The organism is Streptomyces sp. Rer75, from assembly GCF_013414305.1.
GTDB lineage: Bacteria > Actinomycetota > Actinomycetes > Streptomycetales > Streptomycetaceae > Streptomyces > Streptomyces himastatinicus.
In genome coordinates, this window is sequence record NZ_CP058693.1 from 1,510,834 (window position 1) to 1,527,829 (window position 16,996).

Genomic DNA, 16,996 nt, shown 5'->3' on the forward strand with positions numbered 1-16,996 from the left:
CCGGGGCGTCTCAAGCGGAGAGATCCGCGGGCCAGGTGTGGACCGGGGCGTCCGTCCGCATCAGGGCGCAGTAGCGGCGGGTCATGGCGGCGAGCGCGGCGTCCCGCCCCAGCCCGCTGTCCCGCGCCCGGTGGTAGGTCGCGGCCTGCCACGACGCGCCGTTGACGCGCAGGGCGCAGCGCTGCTCGATCACCCCGAGGTAGCGGTCGCGGTCGGCGGGTTCGACGCCCCACGCGTCCAGTCCGGCGGCGGCCAGCGGCAGCAGTTCCTCGAGGACCAGCCGTACGGCGGGAGTACGTGCCAGGGACGAGGAACGGCCGGGCTTCGGCCATTGCAGGACCGTGTCGATGCCGTGGCGGCACGCGGCGTCGAAGTTGGCCGCGGCGGCGCTGAACGGCAGCCGGGTCCACACCGGGCGGGGCTCCTCGGCGAGCGCCCTGACCAGCCCGTAGTAGAAGGCGGCGTTGGCGATGACGTCGGTGACCGTGGGGCCCGCGGGCAGCACCCGGTTCTCCACCCGCAGATGCGGCACGCCGTCCACGACTTGGTAGACGGGCCGGTTCCAGCGGTAGATCGTGCCGTTGTGCAGCACCAGCTCCTGGAGGTCGGGCACACCGCCCTCGTCCAGGATCCGCAGCGGCTCCTCGTCGGCGCCGGTGGACAGCAGCGGGGGGAAGTAGCGCAGGTTCTCCTCGAAGAGCTGGTACGCGTCGGTGATCCAGCGCTCGCCGAACCAGGTGCGCGGCCGCACCCCCTGCGTCGCGTATTCCGGTGCGCGCACATCGGTGGACTGGAGGAACAGCGGCGGGCGGGATTCCCGCCACACCTCACGGCCGAAGACGAACGGGGAGTTGGCGCCGATGGCGATCTGCACGGCGGCCACGGCCTGCGCCGCGTTCCACACGGCGGCGAAGCGTCCGGGGGTGACCTGGAGGTGCAGCTGGACGGAGGTGCAGGCGGCCTCGGGGGCGATGCTGGCGCTGGCGTAGCTGATGCGCTCCCGGCCCTCGATATCGATGAGGAAATCCTCGCCGCGGGCGGCCAGCATCTGTTCGTTGAGAAGTTTGTAACGGTCGTCGTAGGACAGGTTGGCCGATCCGAGATCCCGGGTGGCCAGCGTCGGCAGAATTCCGATCATCACGATCTCGGAGGACACCTCGCGCGCCTTGCGGTCGGCATATGACAGTCCCGTTCGCAACTCTTCCGAGAGCTGATCGAGAACCCTGCCGTGCAAACGGTGCGGCACGATGTTCACTTCAAGATTGCACTGTCCGAGTTCGGTCTGGAAATCGTGACTCGCGATGCGCTCCAGAACCTCTGTGTTCATCATCCTCGGCAGCCCGTCGGCGCCTGCGAGATTCAGCTCGATCTCCAGCCCCATGAGATTCTTCGGGCGGTCGAATCGCTTGTCGGCCAGGAGCCGGGACAGCGCGTCGAGACACTGCCGCAACCGCCCGCGCTGCCGCTGCCGACCCGACGGATCGAACTCACCGGCTACGACCTTCTCCCCCATCGGAGCACCTCCTCGAGTGGATCATCGGCGCCCGCACCGCGCACACCACGCTCGATGATGCCCGCCAATGTGATCGATAACGCCCCGCGCGGCCCGCCCAGCCGGTAGGCTCTCAAGAGCGGCGCATTGCTCCAGGAAAATGGATCGGTGGGATCCAGCCTACCGCGGCGGACGTAAACCGCCAGGTCATATCCGTGCATCCAGCACCGAATCGGGGGAAATCCCCGCGCCCGCACGGACCTGAAAGCACCTTGTGCGCAATATCGGGGACAGGTAGCCGAAACACGGCCGGAACATGAGTCGTATAAACTCGCTTTACGAGGCAGAGAGATAACGCCCGGACAGTTCGTCCCGGCCCCCTCTGACCCGCGTACCGAGCTACGTACACCGACAGCGCGCGTCCATACCCTGGCCCGCTATCGCTCCACCGTGTCTCCGAAGTGAGAGGCGACCCACCATGCCGCTGCTCGTGCCCCCGGCCCCCGCGCCCGCCCTGCGCAGCGTCCTCACGGCCCTTGGTTCCCCCACCGCTGTCCGTGAGGTCCGTACCCCGGCACTCAGCTCCCTTCCCGGCCCCTTCGAACCCGAACTCCCGCTCCCCGTCCACGTCCTGGACGACATCACCACACCCGCCGGCCCGCCGCAGGTCAGACTCACCGGCTGGCGGTTCATGCTCCGCGACGGCGACCGCACGGTGGCCGCCGCCGAGGCCAGACTCACCGCCGACGGCTGGGCCTTCTCGCACTTCTCCGAGGGACCGTACGTGGCCTCCGCCGAACTCGCCCTGCGCCAGGCCGAGTCGCTGCCGTCGGCGTACCAGCCGAGGCTGCTGTCCATTCCCGAGCTGTACATGGTCGCGCTGTGGCTGCACGGCGACCCCGCCGCGGACGCCGCCGAGGGCGGCATCGAGACCGGGGACCTGCTGGTGCCGCTCGCCCCGGCACCGCCCGGCATCGCGGCCCACCACCCGCACCCCGCGGCCGATCTGCTGTCCGTCCTCACCCATCGGCTGACCCCGGCCCCGCTGCTGGGCTCCCCGGCCTGACCTGCCCCTTCCACGACGGATGGCGCGCCCCGTGGCCCGGCGGGCCACGGGGCGCCGCGCTGCGGCCGGGTAACAGTCCCGCCACGGTGAACCGTCCGGTCGGGTGATGCGTCATTATCTAGCAAGACCGGTGCCGCGAAATCCCTGCGGAATCCGTGCCGCAGGGCAACACTGGGAGCATCCGACCGACACACAACGGGGGGCGGCCAACATGAACGCCGCAGCGAGCAGCAGGACATACACCTCACCGCAGCGAAAGAACCTCGCCATGTGCCAGCATCAACCACCGTGCCCGTCAGCCGACTCCGCCGACCGGGAGGCCGCCCATCTCGTGGCGCACCACCCGGAGCAGGGCTGGAGCCTGCTGTGCAACGGTGTCCTGCTCTTCGAGGACACCGGCGAGCTGCTGCCGGACGGGCGCATCATCGCCCCGTGCCGACCGCTCGCCACCGAGCACGTCGTGACCGCCGCCTAGGCTGACCACCTGGACGGCATGGCATAACCAGGGGCCGGCCCGGCGAGCACCCGCCGAACCGGCCCCATCGTTGTGCTCAGTTCTCGTACGACTCCATCGGCGGGCACGAGCAGACGAGGTTGCGGTCCCCGAACGCCCCGTCGACCCGCCGCACCGGCGGCCAGTACTTGTCGGCGGCCGAGACTCCGGCCGGGAAGACCGCCTCTTCCCTGGTGTACGGGTGGTCCCACGCCCCGCTCAGCGTGGCGGCCGTGTGGGGCGCGTTCCGCAGCGGGTTGTCGTCCTTGCTCCACTCCCCCGAGCCGACCTTGTCGATCTCGGCGCGGATCGCGATCATCGCCTCGCAGAACCGGTCCAGCTCCGCCAGGTCCTCGCTCTCCGTCGGCTCGATCATCAGCGTCCCGGCGACCGGGAACGACATCGTCGGCGCGTGGAAACCGTAGTCGATCAGGCGCTTGGCCACATCGTCGACCGTGACCCCGGTCGCCTTGGTGAGCGGCCGCAGATCCACCACGCACTCGTGCGCCACCAGCCCGCCGGGCCCGGTGTAGAGCACCTGGTAGTGCGGCTCCAGCCGCTTGGCGATGTAGTTGGCGCCGAGCACCGCGGTCTGGGTCGCGCGGCGCAGCCCCTCGGCGCCCATCAGCCGGATGTACGCCCAGGAGATCGGCAGGATGCCCGCCGAGCCCCACGGCGCGGCCGAGACCGGGCCGACGCCGGTGGCCGGGCCCGCGGCGGGCTGAAGCGGGTGGTTGGGCAGGTACGGCGCGAGGTGCTCGCGCACCGCGACCGGGCCGACGCCCGGGCCGCCGCCGCCGTGCGGGATGCAGAACGTCTTGTGCAGGTTGAGGTGGGAGACGTCGCCGCCGAACCGGCCGGGCTCGGCCAGCCCGACCAGCGCGTTGAGGTTGGCGCCGTCCACGTACACCTGGCCGCCCGCGTCGTGCACGGCCGCGCAGATCTCGGTGATGTGCTCCTCGAACACGCCGTGGGTGGACGGGTAGGTGACCATGAGGACGGCCAGCTGCTCGCCGTGCTGCTCGATCTTGGCGCGCAGGTCGGCGGCGTCGACCTCGCCGTCCTCGCCGGTCTTGACGACGACGACCTTCATGCCCGCCATGACGGCGCTGGCCGCGTTGGTGCCGTGCGCGGAGGACGGGATCAGGCACACGGTGCGCTGCGGCTCGCCGTTGGCCCGGTGGTACGCCCGCACGGCCAGCAGCCCGGACAGCTCGCCCTGCGATCCGGCGTTCGGCTGGAGGGAGACCTTGTCGTAGCCGGTGACGTCGGCCAGCCGCTCCTCCAGCTCGCGGATCAGCGTCAGATAGCCGTGGGCCTGCTCGACCGGCGCGAAGGGGTGCAGCGCGCCGAACTCCGGCCAGGTGACCGGCTCCATCTCGGTGGTCGCGTTGAGCTTCATGGTGCAGGAGCCGAGCGGGATCATGCCCCGGTCCAGGGCGTAGTCCCGGTCGGCCAGCCGCCGCAGGTAGCGCAGCATCGCGGTCTCGGAGCGGTACTGGTGGAAGACCGGGTGGGTCAGGTACGTGTCCGAGCGGAGCAGCTCCGCGGGGAGCGCGTCGGCCGTCGCGGCATCCAGCTCGTCGATGCCGGGAGCGCTGGTTCCGTCTCCGCCGTCGACGCCGAAGGCGGACCATACGGCGGCCAGCTGGGCGCGCCCGGTGGTCTCGTCGCACGCGATGCCCACGTGGTCGGCGTCGGTCAGCCGGAGGTTGACCCCGGCCTCCCGGGCGGCGGCGACGACATCGGCGGCCTTGCCGGGGACGCGCGCGGTGAGGGTGTCGAAGAAGGCGCCGTGCACCACCTCGACGCCGCCCGCCCGCAGCCCCTCGGCGAGGACGGTGGCGTAGCGGTGGGTGCGGCGGGCGATGCCCGCGAGCCCGTCCGGGCCGTGGTAGACCGCGTACATTCCGGCCATCACCGCGAGCAGGACCTGCGCGGTGCAGATGTTGCTGGTGGCCTTCTCGCGGCGGATGTGCTGCTCCCGGGTCTGGAGCGCCAGCCGGTACGCCTTGTCCCCGTCCGCGTCCACCGAGACCCCGACGAGGCGGCCGGGCAGGCTGCGGGCGTGGGCGGCGCGCACGGACATGAACCCGGCGTGCGGGCCGCCGAAGCCCATGGGCACGCCGAACCGCTGGGTGCTGCCGACCGCGATGTCCGCGCCCAGCTCCCCGGGCGAGGTCAGCAGGGTGAGCGCGAGCAGATCGGCGGCGACGGTGACGATCGCGCCCAGCTCGTGGGCCCGCTCGATGACCGGGCGCGGGTCGCGGACGGCGCCGGAGGCGCCCGGGTACTGGAGCAGCACGCCGAAGACACCGCGCTCGGCGATCTCGTCCGGGATGCCGTCGGTCAGGTCGGCGACCACGACCTCGACGCCGGTCGGCTCGGCGCGGGTCTCGATCACCGCGATGGTCTGCGGCAGACAGTCGGCGTCGACCAGGAAGACGCCCTCCTTGACCTTGCCGACGCGCCGCGACAGCGCCATGGCCTCGGCGGCGGCCGTGGCCTCGTCCAGCAGCGAGGACCCGGCGGTGTCCAGGCCGGTCAGATCGGCGACGACGGTCTGGAAGTTGAGCAGGGCCTCCAGACGCCCCTGGGAGATCTCCGGCTGGTACGGGGTGTAGGCGGTGTACCAGGCGGGGTTCTCGAGGACGTTGCGCAGGATCACCGGCGGGGTGAAGGTGCCGTAGTAGCCGAGGCCGATCATGGACGGCAGCACCTGGTTGCGGTCGGCGAGCGCGCGCAGCTCGGCGAGGACCTCGGCCTCACTGCGGGCCGGCGGCAGCCGAAGCGCCTCGGCGCTCTTTATGACCTCGGGTACGGCGGCGGCGGTCAGCTCGTCGAGGGAGCCGAAGCCGACCTGGGCCAGCATCTTGGCCTGCGCTCCGGCGTCGGGGCCGATGTGACGCTGCTCGAATGGAGTACCGCGCTCCAGTTCGGCGAGCGAGATGCGGTGGGTGGTCATCTGCGGGGGCCTCCTGGTCTGTGACGACCGGCGAGGGGCACCGCGGCGCGGGTGCCCGGACGGCCTCCCCCTCTGTCATCTCAACCTGAGAGCTTCACCGGCCCGTTCGTGCCTGACCGGCTTTCACCGTCGGTGAGGAGGGGTTCCGGAGCTGTGCTCCCCGTGGCCCACCCTGCTTTCCAGAGTGACCTCGCCCGCACGGTACGTGTGCCTGAGAGATTCCGGGGAGGATTTGCTCCTTCGGCGCCTCCGACTCCATTGTCGGAGGACTCTCCCGCACGGGGTCTGCAGCCACAGCCAGCGTACCAGCGCGGCTACTGCCGGGAGGGGTTGGCCGCCAGGTGCTCGAGTGGCCGCGTACGAGGATGTGGCTTTTGGTAGGTATCACCGGATCATCGCCACCTGTGGGAGAGAGCGTGCAGACGGACATCGACCCGCGGACCCTGATCGGCCGCAAGGCATTCGACCGCGAGGGCGCCAAGATCGGCACTGTGGACGAGGTCTACCTCGACGACGCGACCGGCGAGCCCGAGTGGGCGGCGGTACGCACCGGCCTGTTCAGCCGGGACGTCTTCGTACCGCTCGAACCGAGCGAGGTCGTCGGCGACACGCTGCGGGTGCCGTACGACCGGGCGCTGATCAAGGACGCCCCGGACCTCGGCGTCGGCCGCCATCTCTCCCCGGAGCAGGAGCTCCAGCTCTACCACCACTACGGGCTCGACGTCACCGGCTGACCCCGCCCCCGGCCCCCACCGGGCCGTTCGCTCCCACCGGGCCCGTCGCCCGGCGCCCCGGCGGGATGCCCGGGGGGCTCGGGGGGCTCGGCGCTTTCGGGGGGCCGGACCAGCGGCAGGGGCTCGCCCGGTTCCAGCTCCGGGTCGTCCACGGCGAACGTCCGCACCCGGCCGGGCCCCGACCAGGGCACCTCGAACCGCACGGTCACCCGCCCCACCCCGCTGCCCTGCACCCAGCCCGCCCCGTACTCCGCGTGCCGCACATCGGCCCCCGGCAGCCACACCCGTGGCCTCCCGGAGCCCTCAGCGGCCTCTGAGGCGCCCGGGCCCTCCGGCTCCGGCACCTCGGCGCCGGAACCCCTCTCCGGGCCCTCCACGGCGTCGTGAGCGGCCTCAGCGGCTTGGGCGGCCTGGGCGGCCTGGGCGGCCTGGGCGGCTTGGGCGAACAGATCCTCCTGCGTGTAGTCCGCGAGCCCCGACACGCCCACCCCCAGCAGCCGCACGCCCGCCGTGGTGTCCACCCCGTCGATCAGCCGCGCCGCGGCCTCCCTGACCACGCCGGGGTCGTCGGTCGGCCCGCGCAGGGTCTCCGAACGGGTCAGCGTCGAGAAGTCGTACCGCCGCACCTTGATCACGACCGTGCGCCCCGAGCGGCCCGCCTCACGCAGCCGCCGCACACAGCGGTCGGCCAGCCGCGCCACCTCCAGCTGCACCCGGGTCCGGTCGGTCACGTCGACGTCGAAGGTGTCCTCCACCGAGATGGACTTGGCGTCCCGCTCGGCGACCACCGGCCGCTCGTCCCGCCCGCTGGCCATCAGGTGCAGCGACGCCCCGTGGGCCCGGCCCAGCAGCCGGACCAGCTCCGCCTCGCCCGCCTCCCGGGTCTCGGCGACGGTGTGGATACCGGCCCGGCGCAGCGCCTCCGCAGTGGCCGGGCCGACGCCCGGGAGGGTGCGCACCGGCATCGGGTCCAGCAGCTCCCGCTCCGTGCCGGGCTCGATGACCGCCAGGCCGTCCGGCTTGGCCTGCTCGGAGGCGATCTTGGCGAGCATCTTGGAACCGGCCAGGCCCACCGAGCCGGTCAGCCCGGTCACCGCGCGGATGTCGGCCCGCAGCCGCTCCGCCACGGCCCGCGCCGCCGCCACCCGGGACTCGGTGCCGCCCGCCTCCAGGTCCACGAACGCCTCGTCCAGGCTCAGCGGCTCCACCAGTGGCGACAGCGCCCGCAGCAGCCCCATGACCTGGTCGCTGACCTGGCGGTAGAGCGAGAAGCGGGGGGTGAGGTAGGCCGCGTTCGGACAGAGCCTGCGGGCCTGGGCCATCGCCATGGCCGAGTGCACCCCGAACACCCGGGCCTCGTACGAGGCCGTGGCCACCACCCCGCGCGGCCCGAGGCCCCCCACGATCACCGGCTTCCCGCGCAGGCTGGGCTTGGCCGCCTGCTCCGCCGAGGCGTAGAAGGCGTCCATGTCCAGATGGAGAATCGTCGGCGCACCCCTCACACGTTCGATGCTGCCGCACACCACTGACAATCGGCGCCCGGCTGCGGGGTGGGAGCGCTCTCAGCCGGCCCGGTTGCGGCGCCGGGCGAGTTCGTCGGCGGGGTTGTGGCCCACCAGGGTCTCGCCGGTGTCCACCCGCTCCCCGTGCAGCTGGGACAGCGCGCTCTCCACGTCCCGCCACACCACGCCCACGGCGATCCCGAAGACGCCCTGGCCGCCCTGGAGGAGGTCCACGACCTCGTCCGGCGAGGTGCACTCGTACACCGTCGCGCCGTCGCTCATCAGCGTCATCTGGGCCAGGTCGTCCAGGCCCCGGGTGCGCAGGTGCTGGACGGCGGCCCGGATGTTCTGGAGGGACACGCCGGTGTCCAGCAGCCGCTTGACGATCTCCCACGTCAGCTGCAGCCGCTGGCTGCGCGCCGGGCACGCTCGTCCAGCCGGTGGCGGTAGGTGATGCCCGCGGCGGCGCACGCGGTGGGTCCGCGGTAGCCGACCGTCTCCGTACCCCCCGCGGCGGGCTCCCGTGGTGCCGTGGGCTGTGCCGCGACCCGAGCCTTCAGTGCCGGATCGGCCGGTGCGCTCCCCTGGAGCGTATACGGACCGCCGGCTGCCGTGCCGTCGCCGGTGCTTCTCACGCCGACCTCCGTCCTCGACCTGCCTTCTCGAAGGTAGGCAGTCACCCGGGGTGCGTCAACGATCGCCACACTCGGCACGCCGAGTGATAATCACCCTGAGAGTGGTTTCCCGTGTCCCTCGTCCGGGAAAGGCTACTCGAATGCGCTAGCGAGGTCCGGCAGACCGCATCACTGGCTGCTGCTTCCGAAGTCCTCGGGCGAGATCTGGTCGAGGAACTCGCGGAACTTCTCCACCTCGTCCTCCTGCTCGTCCGGGATGGCGATACCGGCGTCGTCCAGCACGCCGTCGCTGCCGTAGATCGGCGTCCCGGTGCGCAGCGCGAGCGCTATGGCGTCGGACGGCCGCGCGCTGACCTCCACACCGCTGGCGAAGACCAGCTCGGCGTAGAAGACTCCCTCCCGCAGATCCGTGATCCGGACCTCCGTGAGCGTCTGGCCGACCGCTTCGAGTACGTCTTTGAAAAGGTCGTGGGTCAGCGGGCGTGCCGGAGCCATGCCCTGCTGTGCGAAGGCGATCGCGGTCGCCTCCCCTGGTCCGATCCAGATGGGGAGGTAGCGGTCGCCTCCCACTTCACGCAGGAGCACGATCGGTTGGTTGGAGGGCATTTCCACCCGGACACCCACGACGTCGAGCTCGTTCACACAGCAACCCTAGGACGTGCCCGGCCGGTTTGGATAGTCGGGGCCGGATCGGTCAGTGCGCGGCGGCCCGCAGAGCCGACTGCACCAGGGCCGCGTGCAGCCGGACGGAGAGCGTCGCCAGCTCGCGCGCGCTGGCCTCCGCATGCGCTCTGGTCTGCGGGTTTCGATGCAGCCGCAGCGGCGCGACCACCTGCTCGACCAGTCCGGCCTCGCGCTCCGCGGCCGCTTTCATGATCCGCAAATGGCGTGGCTCCAGACCGAAGCGGCCCAGCTCGGCGAGCAGCCGGGCGACCGTCACCGCCTCGACGTCGTAACCGCCGTCGTCGTCGTGCGCGATCAGCCCGTACGACTCCCAATCGGCCAGCTCCTCCTCGCTGACCTGCGCGGATGCCAGCAGCTCGGCCCGGCCCACCCGGGCCACGGTCGGGCTGTCGGGAGGCACCGCCCCCCGGTCGGCTCCCGGCTCCAGCAGCTCGTGCGGCCGCGCCCCCGGCGAAACGGCAGGAAGCTGCGGCCGCTCACCCCGCTCCAGGGCCTCCAGGTGCTCCCGGATGACTTTGAGTGGCAGGTAGTGGTCACGCTGCATGCGGAGGATGAGAGCGAGCCGCTCCACATCCTCCTGACTGAACTTGCGGTAGCCCGACGGCGTGCGCCGCGGCTCCACCAGTCCTTCGGCCTCCAAGAAGCGGATCTTGGAGATGGTGACTTCGGGGAACTCGTCGCGCAGCAGATTCAGCACGGTGCCGATGCTCATGGACCGGCCGCCCGCGGGGGCGGTGCCGGTACCGGCACCGCCCGACGGTGTCTGAAGCATGGACGGACCTCCCCTGACGGGTCAGATGCCGACGCCCCGCTGGCTCGGGTAGAAGACCAGCCGGTACTTACCGATCTGCACCTCGTCGCCGCTGGTCAGGACCACCGGCGCGTCGATCTGCTCCCGGTTGACATACGTCCCGTTGAGGCTGCCGACGTCGGCGACGGTGAAGCTGCCGTCCTGGCCGCGCCGGAACTCCACATGGCGGCGGGAGACCGTCACGTCATCCAGGAAGATGTCGCTCTGGGGGTGACGGCCGGCCGTGGTCAGATCGCTGTCCAGCAGGAAACGACTGCCCGAGTTCGGCCCGCGGCGGACCACCAGCAGCGCGGAACCCAGCGGCAGCGCCTCCACTGCGGCCTGGGCCTCCGGGCTGAGCGACGGCAGCGGCGTCTGCCCGGTCACCTCGGAGTCGTACGCCTCGATGCCGGAGATGGAGATCGTCGACGTGGTCTCCGAGGCACGCTCCGAGGGCGCCTGGCCCCGCAGCGGCGCGCCGCAGTTGGAGCAGAACCGGCTGTCCTCCGCGTTCCGATGCCCGCACCTCGTACAAACAGGCAATCCGGGACCTCCACCACTACGCGAGGCCGATGAGTCCTCGAAACCTATGCGCCCGGCCGCCGAGGGGTCAACAGAAGACGCGCCCTGGCCGCCCGAAATGTCACCGCCCTGGCCGCCGACCTGATCCCGGAACAGCGGGCGCTCCTCGCTCCCCCCTCCGCTCTCGTCCGCACCACGCCCCGCGCGGTGGCGAGCGGTGCTGCTGCCGCCGTCCTGGCGTGCACTCTTCCCGAACAACTTCCCGAACAACTTCACGGGCGATTCCCCTTGACTGAAACAGACCCGCCCGTGGGGCAGGACAAACCCTCGATGCACACACCAGCAGACGGTCCGGACATCCTCACAACGTCCGTGACCACCAGACAGTTTCCATCACGCGCGACTCTTCTGGTGCGTCGACCCCCCGCATCCACATGGTCTCGCCGAGAGACCCTCATATCGAACCGCCTCACCGTGATGACGACCGAGCGTAGTCAGGGCGCTTCCCTGACCGCAAGGCATCCACAACGATCTTCTTCTCCCTCCGAACGGACACGGTGGCCTGCTCCTTCTCCAGACTCTGCACCACTCCGCCCGGAATATTCAGCGCGGGCTCCAGATCCTCCGGCTTGCCGATCACCTTCACGACGTACGGCTGCGTCACTTTCCGTCCATCGATCTCCACCGAGCCGCCCGCGTCCGAGAAGTAGGAGTTGGCGACCACCCGGACCTTGCCGATCTGGATGGCCTCGGCGCCCGCCGCCCGCAGCTCCTGCACCGTGTCGAGCAGCATGTCGGCCTCCACGGAGCCCCGGGAGTCGTCGATGGTGATCGTGATCCCCGGTCCCTGCGCGGCGACCGTGCCCGCGAGCACGCCCAGCTGCTGCTCCTTCTGGAGCGTCTGCTTACGGGCCTCCTCCGCCTGGTCCGAGCTGTTCTCCAGCTCGGTGCGCTGGTTCTCCAGACGGCGCTTCTCGTCCTGAAGCCGCTGGGTGCGCGAGTCCAGCTCGTCCAGGATCCGCACCAGGTCCTCCTGGCGGGCCCCGCGCAGCACGCTGTTCTCGTTGGTCGAACGCACCTGGATGGCCAGGCCCAGACCCAGCCCGAACAGCAGCACGGCGACGATCAGCTGCGCCCGGGTCACCCGGGGCGGCCAGACGCCCTTCAGCAGCCGCTGCCGACCGGTCAGCGCCTCCTCCTTCGCACCCTCGGGCTTCCCCCCGGGCGCGGCCTCGGCACGCTGCCCCGACCCGTTCCACGGCCCGCCGCCGTTGCCCGCGCCATCGGCCGGGCGCCGCCCGTTCGGCACCGACGCCGAGGGCAGACCCGCCGCACCCGGCCCCCGGGGCGGCACGCCCTTGGGCGCCGGACCCCGGCCGCCCTGGGGGGCCTGGCCCCGGGCGCCCTGGGGAGCCGGACCCTTGGGGACCGGGCCGCGGGGCGGGGTGCTCTGCGGCAGCGGGGCCCTGGGAGCTGGGCGGGGGCCGCCCGGCCCACCCGCCCCGGGGCGCGTCGCCTGGGGCGCCGGGGGCTTCAGCGGGGCAGCCTTACGCCGCTCCTCCGCCTCGGGGTGCTCGGGCTTCCCGCTCGCCTCCGCGCGCTTCTCCGGCGGCTTGGGCAGCGACGGCCGCGGCGGCACCGCCCGCTGCTCCGGCGTGCCCTTTGCGCCCGGCTTCCCGGACGACTCGGAGCCGGCGGGCCGCTCGGGCGCGCCCTGCTGCCGGGGCTTCGCGGGCCGTTCGGGGGCCTCGGAACGCTCCGATACGTCCTGCTGCCGGGGCTTCGCGGATCGCTCGGGCGCGGCAGGCCGCTCCCGTACGTCCTGCTGCCGGGGCTTCGCGGACTCCTGGGACGCGCCAGGCTTCTCAGGGCCGCTCCGCCGCACCGAATCGCCGGGCCGCTCGGAGTCTCGCGGCTTCTCCGCTGTGGCCCGCTCCTCGGGCGACTCGGCCGACGACTCGGCCGACCGGGGCTTCTCGGCCTGCTCAGGCCGCTCGGACTCGCGCGGCGTCTCGCGCCGCTCCGGCCGCTCGGAGTTCTGGGCCTGACGGGACTCCCCGAGCTGCTCGGGCTTCCCGTCCTGCCCGGCCTGCTCAGGCCGCTCCGACTCGCGCGGCGTCTCGCGCCGCTCCGGCTTCTCTGGGGTGTCGTCGGTCGTCATCGGCCTCACGCCCGGAACACGTGCCGACGGATCGCGGCAGCGTTGGAGAAGATGCGGATGCCGAGGACGACCACGACCCCGGTGGACAGCTGGGCGCCGACGCCGAGCTTGTCACCGAGGAAGACGATCAGTGCGGCCACCACCACATTGGACAGGAACGACACGACGAAGACCTTGTCGTCGAAGATCCCGTCCAGCATCGCCCGGAAGCCGCCGAACACGGCGTCGAGTGCCGCGACGACGGCGATCGGCAGATAGGGCTCGACCACCGTCGGCACCACGGGTCGGACCACAAGCCCGACCACGACTCCCACGATGAGGCCCAATACGGCGATCACGATGTGCCCTTCCCTGTTTCGGTGCCACCCTTGCCGGCACCGCCGACTATGGGTTCTGCGCTACGTACGATCAGGCTCGGCGCGGCAGGCAGCCGGACCGTGTCCTGGGCGGAAATGCTCGTGCGGATGTCGTAGTTCTCCTGCAACACGTGCAGGTACTGCCCATCGGCGCTGTCCTGGAAAGCGGTGCTCAGTCGCTGCCCGTCCCCCACCGCGAGCACCGTGTACGGCGGCGCCAGCGGCTTGTTGTCGACCAGTATGGCGTCTCCCGCGGCCCTGATCGCCGACAGTGCCGTCAGCCGCTGTCCGTTGATCGCGATGGCCTCCGCACCCGACTCCCACAGGCCGTTGACGACGCGCTGCATGTCGTGGTCGCGTACCCGCCCCGTATCGGAGAAGTCGTTGCTCTCCCTGGGGCCCCCGCCGCTCCCCGACGCGGACTGCTTGGCATCGTTGACCATCAGCTTGACCCCGGGACCGGACACCTCGGTCGCCCCCGAGAGCAGCGCCACCAGGTCGCCCTTGGCTCCCCCGTGCTTCTGAAGCGCCTGCCGCTGCTTCTCCCCCACGTCGCCCCGGAGCTTGTCCACGCTCTTGGCGAGCCCGTCCGCCTTCGCGTTCCCCGACTCGATGCGGTCGATGAGTTCTCCCCGCTCCTTGGCCAGCGTCGGCGCCGATATCCGGGCCTCGGCGGCCCCGATGGTCACCACGACCGCCACCATCACCAGGCCGAGGGCCATCGTCATCCGCCCGCGCAGGGTGCGCGGCAGACGGGACCGGCCGGTCTCGCCACGTCGCGCGGCCGCCTCGGCGTAGCCGTCGTCGAGGCTGTGGTCCATCACGTTGGTCAGCAGCGACATGGACGCGTCGAGGCGCGGGCGCGGGCTCGACGTTTCTGTGCTCCGAACGGGGGGCTGCTGCGACATGCCGCACATCGTCGCACGTCGGGGGCGCCGTCTCCCAATGGCCCCACCGGCGTGCCGGATCCGGGCCGGGGAGAGGGCGCCCCAACGTGTTCAAACGGGTTCAAGAGCCGTCGGAAGACCTCCGGATCAGCGCCCCGCGCTGTCCACGACACCGGCCCACTCGTCGAGCAGCGCCTGCGCCGACGCGTCGTCCGGGCCCTCCGCCCACAGGTGGGTGACGGCCTCGGCCGGGTCGGGCAGCACCATCACCCAGCGGCCGTCGGCCTCCACCACCCGCACCCCGTCGGTGGTGTCCACGGACCGGTCGCCGGCGGCCTCCACCACATGCCGCATGACCAGGCCCTTGACCGCCCAGGGGGTGGCCAGATCGCGCCGCTGCACATGGGCCCGCGGAATCCGCGCATCGATCTGGCTGAGCGTCAGCTGGGTGCGTGCCACCAAGCCGATGAGCCGGACGAAGGCGGCCGTACCGTCGAAGACGCTGCTGAACTCGGGGACGATGAAGCCACCGCGGCCGTCGCCGCCGAAGATCGTCGTCTCGGACCGGGCCACCCGGGTCAGATCGTCCGCCGCGGTCGTCGTCCACTCCACCTGGGTGCCGTGGTACGCCGCGACCTGCTCGGCGATACGGGTCGTGGTCACCGGAAGCGCCACCCGCCCGCTCCGTCGCTCCGCGGCGACCAGGTCCAGCATCACCAGCAGCGCCCGGTCGTCCTCCACGATGCGGCCGCGCTCGTCCACGAGCGAGAACCGCTCCCCGACGGGATCGAACCGGACACCGAAGGCCGCGCGGGCCGAGGCGACGATCTCCCCGAGCCTGGCGAGCCCGGAGCGGCGGCCGTCGGCGGTCTCGGTGGGGCGCGACTCGTTCAGCCCCGGGTTGATCGTCAGCGCGTCCACTCCGAGCCGTCCCAGCAGGCTGGGGAGGACGAGCCCGGCGCTGCCGTTCGCGGCGTCCACCACGACCTTGAGACCGGACTCGGCGATACCGCTGACGTCCGTGGACCGCAGCAGCGAGCCCGTGTACGAGTCGTAGACGCTCGACGGGAAGCTCAGGTCACCGATCTCCCCGGGGAACGCCCGGCGGTACTCCTGGCGCGCGTAGACCCGGTCCAGCTTGCGCTGCCCTCCGGCGGACAGATCGGCGCCGCGCTCGTCGAAGAACATGATGTCCACGGAGTCGGGGACTCCGGGCGATGTACGGATCATGATGCCGCCGGCGCTGCCCCGGGCCGTCTGCTGGCGGGCCACCGGCAGCGGCACGTTCTCCAGGTCCCGGACGTCGATGGCGCTGGTCTGGAGGGCGGAGATCATGGCCCGCTTCAGGGCGCGGGCGCCGCGGGAGTGGTCGCGCGCCGTGGTGACCGTGGAGCCCTTCTTGAGGGTCGTGGCATACGCACCGGCCAGCCGCACCGCCAGCTCGGGGGTGATCTCCACATTGAGGATCCCGGACACTCCCCGGGCCCCGAAGAGATGGGCCTGCCCTCGCGACTCCCAGATGACCGAGGTGTTGACGAACGCGCCCGCTTCGATGGTCTTGAACGGATAGACCCGGACGTTCCCCTGCACGATCGATTCTTCGCCGATCAGACACTCGTCGCCGATCACCGCACCGTCCTCGATGCGGGAGGCACGCATGATGTCGGTGTTCTTGCCGATCACACAGCCGCGCAGATTGCTCTGCTGGCCCACGTAAACGTTGTCATGGACGACGGCCTTGTGCAGGAAGGCGCCGCTCTTCACGACGACGTTGGAGCCGACGACGGTGTGCTCCCGGATCTCCGCGCCCGCTTCCACCTTGGCGTAGTCACCGATGTAGAGCGGCCCGCGGAGCACGGACTCGGGATGCACCTCCGCGCCTTCGGCGACCCAGACTCCGGGCGAGATCTCGAAACCGTCGAGTTCGACCTCGACCTTCCCCTCCAGCACATCGGCCTGGGCCTTCACATAGCTCTCATGCGTGCCGACGTCCTCCCAGTAGCCCTCGGCGATATAGCCGAAGATGGGCTTGCCCTCCTTCATGAGCTGCGGGAAGACATCACCGGACCAGTCGACGGGAACATCCGGCTCGACGTAGTCGAAGACTTCGGGCTCCATGACATAGATGCCGGTGTTGACCGTATCCGAGAAGACCTGGCCCCAGGTGGGCTTTTCGAGGAAGCGCTCGACCTGGCCCGCCTCGTCGACGATGGTGATTCCAAATTCAAGCGGATTGGGGACCCGGGTCAGGCACACCGTGACCAATGCGCCCTTTTCCTTATGAAAATTGATCAGCTCGGTGAGGTCGAAATCGGTCAGGGCATCGCCCGAGATCACCAGAAAGGCATCGTCCTTGAGGGCCTCTTCCGCGTTCTTGACGCTGCCCGCGGTGCCGAGCGGCTTCTCCTCGTTGGCGTACGTGAGCTCCATGCCGAGCTCCTCGCCGTCCCCGAAGTAGTTCTTGACCAGAGACGCGAGGAACTGCACGGTCACCACGGTCTCGGACAGGCCATGCCGCTTGAGCAGCCGCAGCACATGCTCCATGATCGGCCTGTTGGCCACGGGCAGCAGCGGTTTGGGCATGGTCGCGGTCATCGGGCGCAGACGAGTTCCCTCGCCCCCTGCCATTACGACGGCCTTCATGTCGGAAGCGTCCTCCTCGAAAGAGACGACGGTCATGCCGACCGCGCACGCCCGATGGCCCTTGAA

Annotated in this window: 13 protein-coding genes, 1 pseudogene and 1 riboswitch; of the genes and pseudogenes, 3 read left to right on the plus strand and 11 right to left on the minus strand. The window is 71.1% G+C overall.

What is annotated here, in order from left to right:
• Window positions 1-10: 10 nt before the first annotated feature.
• The gene (locus HYQ63_RS05780) at window positions 11-1,513 is read right to left on the minus strand and encodes a glutamate--cysteine ligase (RefSeq protein WP_179932832.1); all 1,503 of its coding nucleotides are present in this window, start codon (window positions 1,511-1,513) and stop codon (window positions 11-13) included.
• A 457-nt stretch (window positions 1,514-1,970) separates the two neighbouring features.
• Here HYQ63_RS05780 and HYQ63_RS05785 point away from each other — a divergent pair, with 457 nt between their 5' ends.
• Both HYQ63_RS05785 and HYQ63_RS05790 read left to right on the plus strand, forming a co-directional pair.
• A complete protein-coding gene (locus HYQ63_RS05785; protein ID WP_179932833.1) occupies window positions 1,971-2,558 on the plus strand; it encodes a hypothetical protein in 588 nt (195 codons plus the stop codon).
• A 268-nt stretch (window positions 2,559-2,826) separates the two neighbouring features.
• Window positions 2,827-3,033, plus strand: a complete 207-nt coding sequence (locus HYQ63_RS05790) for a DUF5999 family protein (protein ID WP_009713198.1) — start codon at window positions 2,827-2,829, stop codon at window positions 3,031-3,033.
• A 76-nt stretch (window positions 3,034-3,109) separates the two neighbouring features.
• Here the strand turns inward: HYQ63_RS05790 and gcvP are convergent, their stop codons facing one another.
• Entirely contained in the window at window positions 3,110-6,016 is a 2,907-nt protein-coding gene (gene gcvP / locus HYQ63_RS05795; RefSeq protein ID WP_179932834.1) for an aminomethyl-transferring glycine dehydrogenase, read from the minus strand.
• Between the two features lie 189 nt (window positions 6,017-6,205).
• Window positions 6,206-6,303: riboswitch (glycine riboswitch) on the minus strand.
• Window positions 6,304-6,432: 129 nt separating this feature from the next.
• Between gcvP and HYQ63_RS05800 the strand changes: the two genes are divergently transcribed.
• On the plus strand, window positions 6,433-6,750 hold the full coding sequence (locus HYQ63_RS05800) for a PRC-barrel domain-containing protein (RefSeq protein ID WP_063737176.1): 318 nt from the start codon (window positions 6,433-6,435) through the stop codon (window positions 6,748-6,750).
• Here HYQ63_RS05800 and HYQ63_RS05805 read toward each other — a convergent pair.
• The 9 genes and pseudogenes from HYQ63_RS05805 to HYQ63_RS05845 all read right to left on the minus strand — a co-directional run bounded on the left by HYQ63_RS05805 (window position 6,726) and on the right by HYQ63_RS05845 (window position 16,930).
• Window positions 6,726-8,252, minus strand: a complete 1,527-nt coding sequence (locus HYQ63_RS05805) for a DNA polymerase IV (protein WP_179932835.1) — start codon at window positions 8,250-8,252, stop codon at window positions 6,726-6,728. The two genes, HYQ63_RS05800 and HYQ63_RS05805, sit on opposite strands and share 25 nt — an antisense overlap.
• 60 nt (window positions 8,253-8,312) lie before the next feature.
• Window positions 8,313-8,887 (minus strand): annotated as a pseudogene (locus HYQ63_RS05810) (MerR family transcriptional regulator).
• A gap of 168 nt (window positions 8,888-9,055) precedes the next feature.
• On the minus strand, window positions 9,056-9,529 hold the full coding sequence (locus HYQ63_RS05815; protein WP_009713203.1) for a bifunctional nuclease family protein: 474 nt from the start codon (window positions 9,527-9,529) through the stop codon (window positions 9,056-9,058).
• 52 nt (window positions 9,530-9,581) lie between these two features.
• Entirely contained in the window at window positions 9,582-10,343 is a 762-nt protein-coding gene (locus HYQ63_RS05820) for a MerR family transcriptional regulator (RefSeq protein ID WP_179932836.1), read from the minus strand.
• Window positions 10,344-10,364: 21 nt separating this feature from the next.
• Entirely contained in the window at window positions 10,365-11,219 is an 855-nt protein-coding gene (locus HYQ63_RS05825) for a zinc-ribbon and FHA domain-containing protein (protein ID WP_257231648.1), read from the minus strand.
• 133 nt (window positions 11,220-11,352) lie between these two features.
• A complete protein-coding gene (locus tag HYQ63_RS05830; RefSeq protein ID WP_373689200.1) occupies window positions 11,353-12,237 on the minus strand; it encodes a DUF881 domain-containing protein in 885 nt (294 codons plus the stop codon).
• Between the two features lie 812 nt (window positions 12,238-13,049).
• On the minus strand, window positions 13,050-13,382 hold the full coding sequence (locus tag HYQ63_RS05835; RefSeq protein WP_014058688.1) for a small basic family protein: 333 nt from the start codon (window positions 13,380-13,382) through the stop codon (window positions 13,050-13,052).
• Entirely contained in the window at window positions 13,379-14,317 is a 939-nt protein-coding gene (locus tag HYQ63_RS05840; RefSeq protein ID WP_179932837.1) for a DUF881 domain-containing protein, read from the minus strand. Before HYQ63_RS05840 ends, HYQ63_RS05835 begins: the two co-directional genes overlap by 4 nt.
• Window positions 14,318-14,434: 117 nt before the next feature.
• The gene (locus HYQ63_RS05845; RefSeq protein WP_123106155.1) at window positions 14,435-16,930 is read right to left on the minus strand and encodes a mannose-1-phosphate guanyltransferase; all 2,496 of its coding nucleotides are present in this window, start codon (window positions 16,928-16,930) and stop codon (window positions 14,435-14,437) included.
• Between the last annotated feature and the right edge of the window lie 66 nt (window positions 16,931-16,996).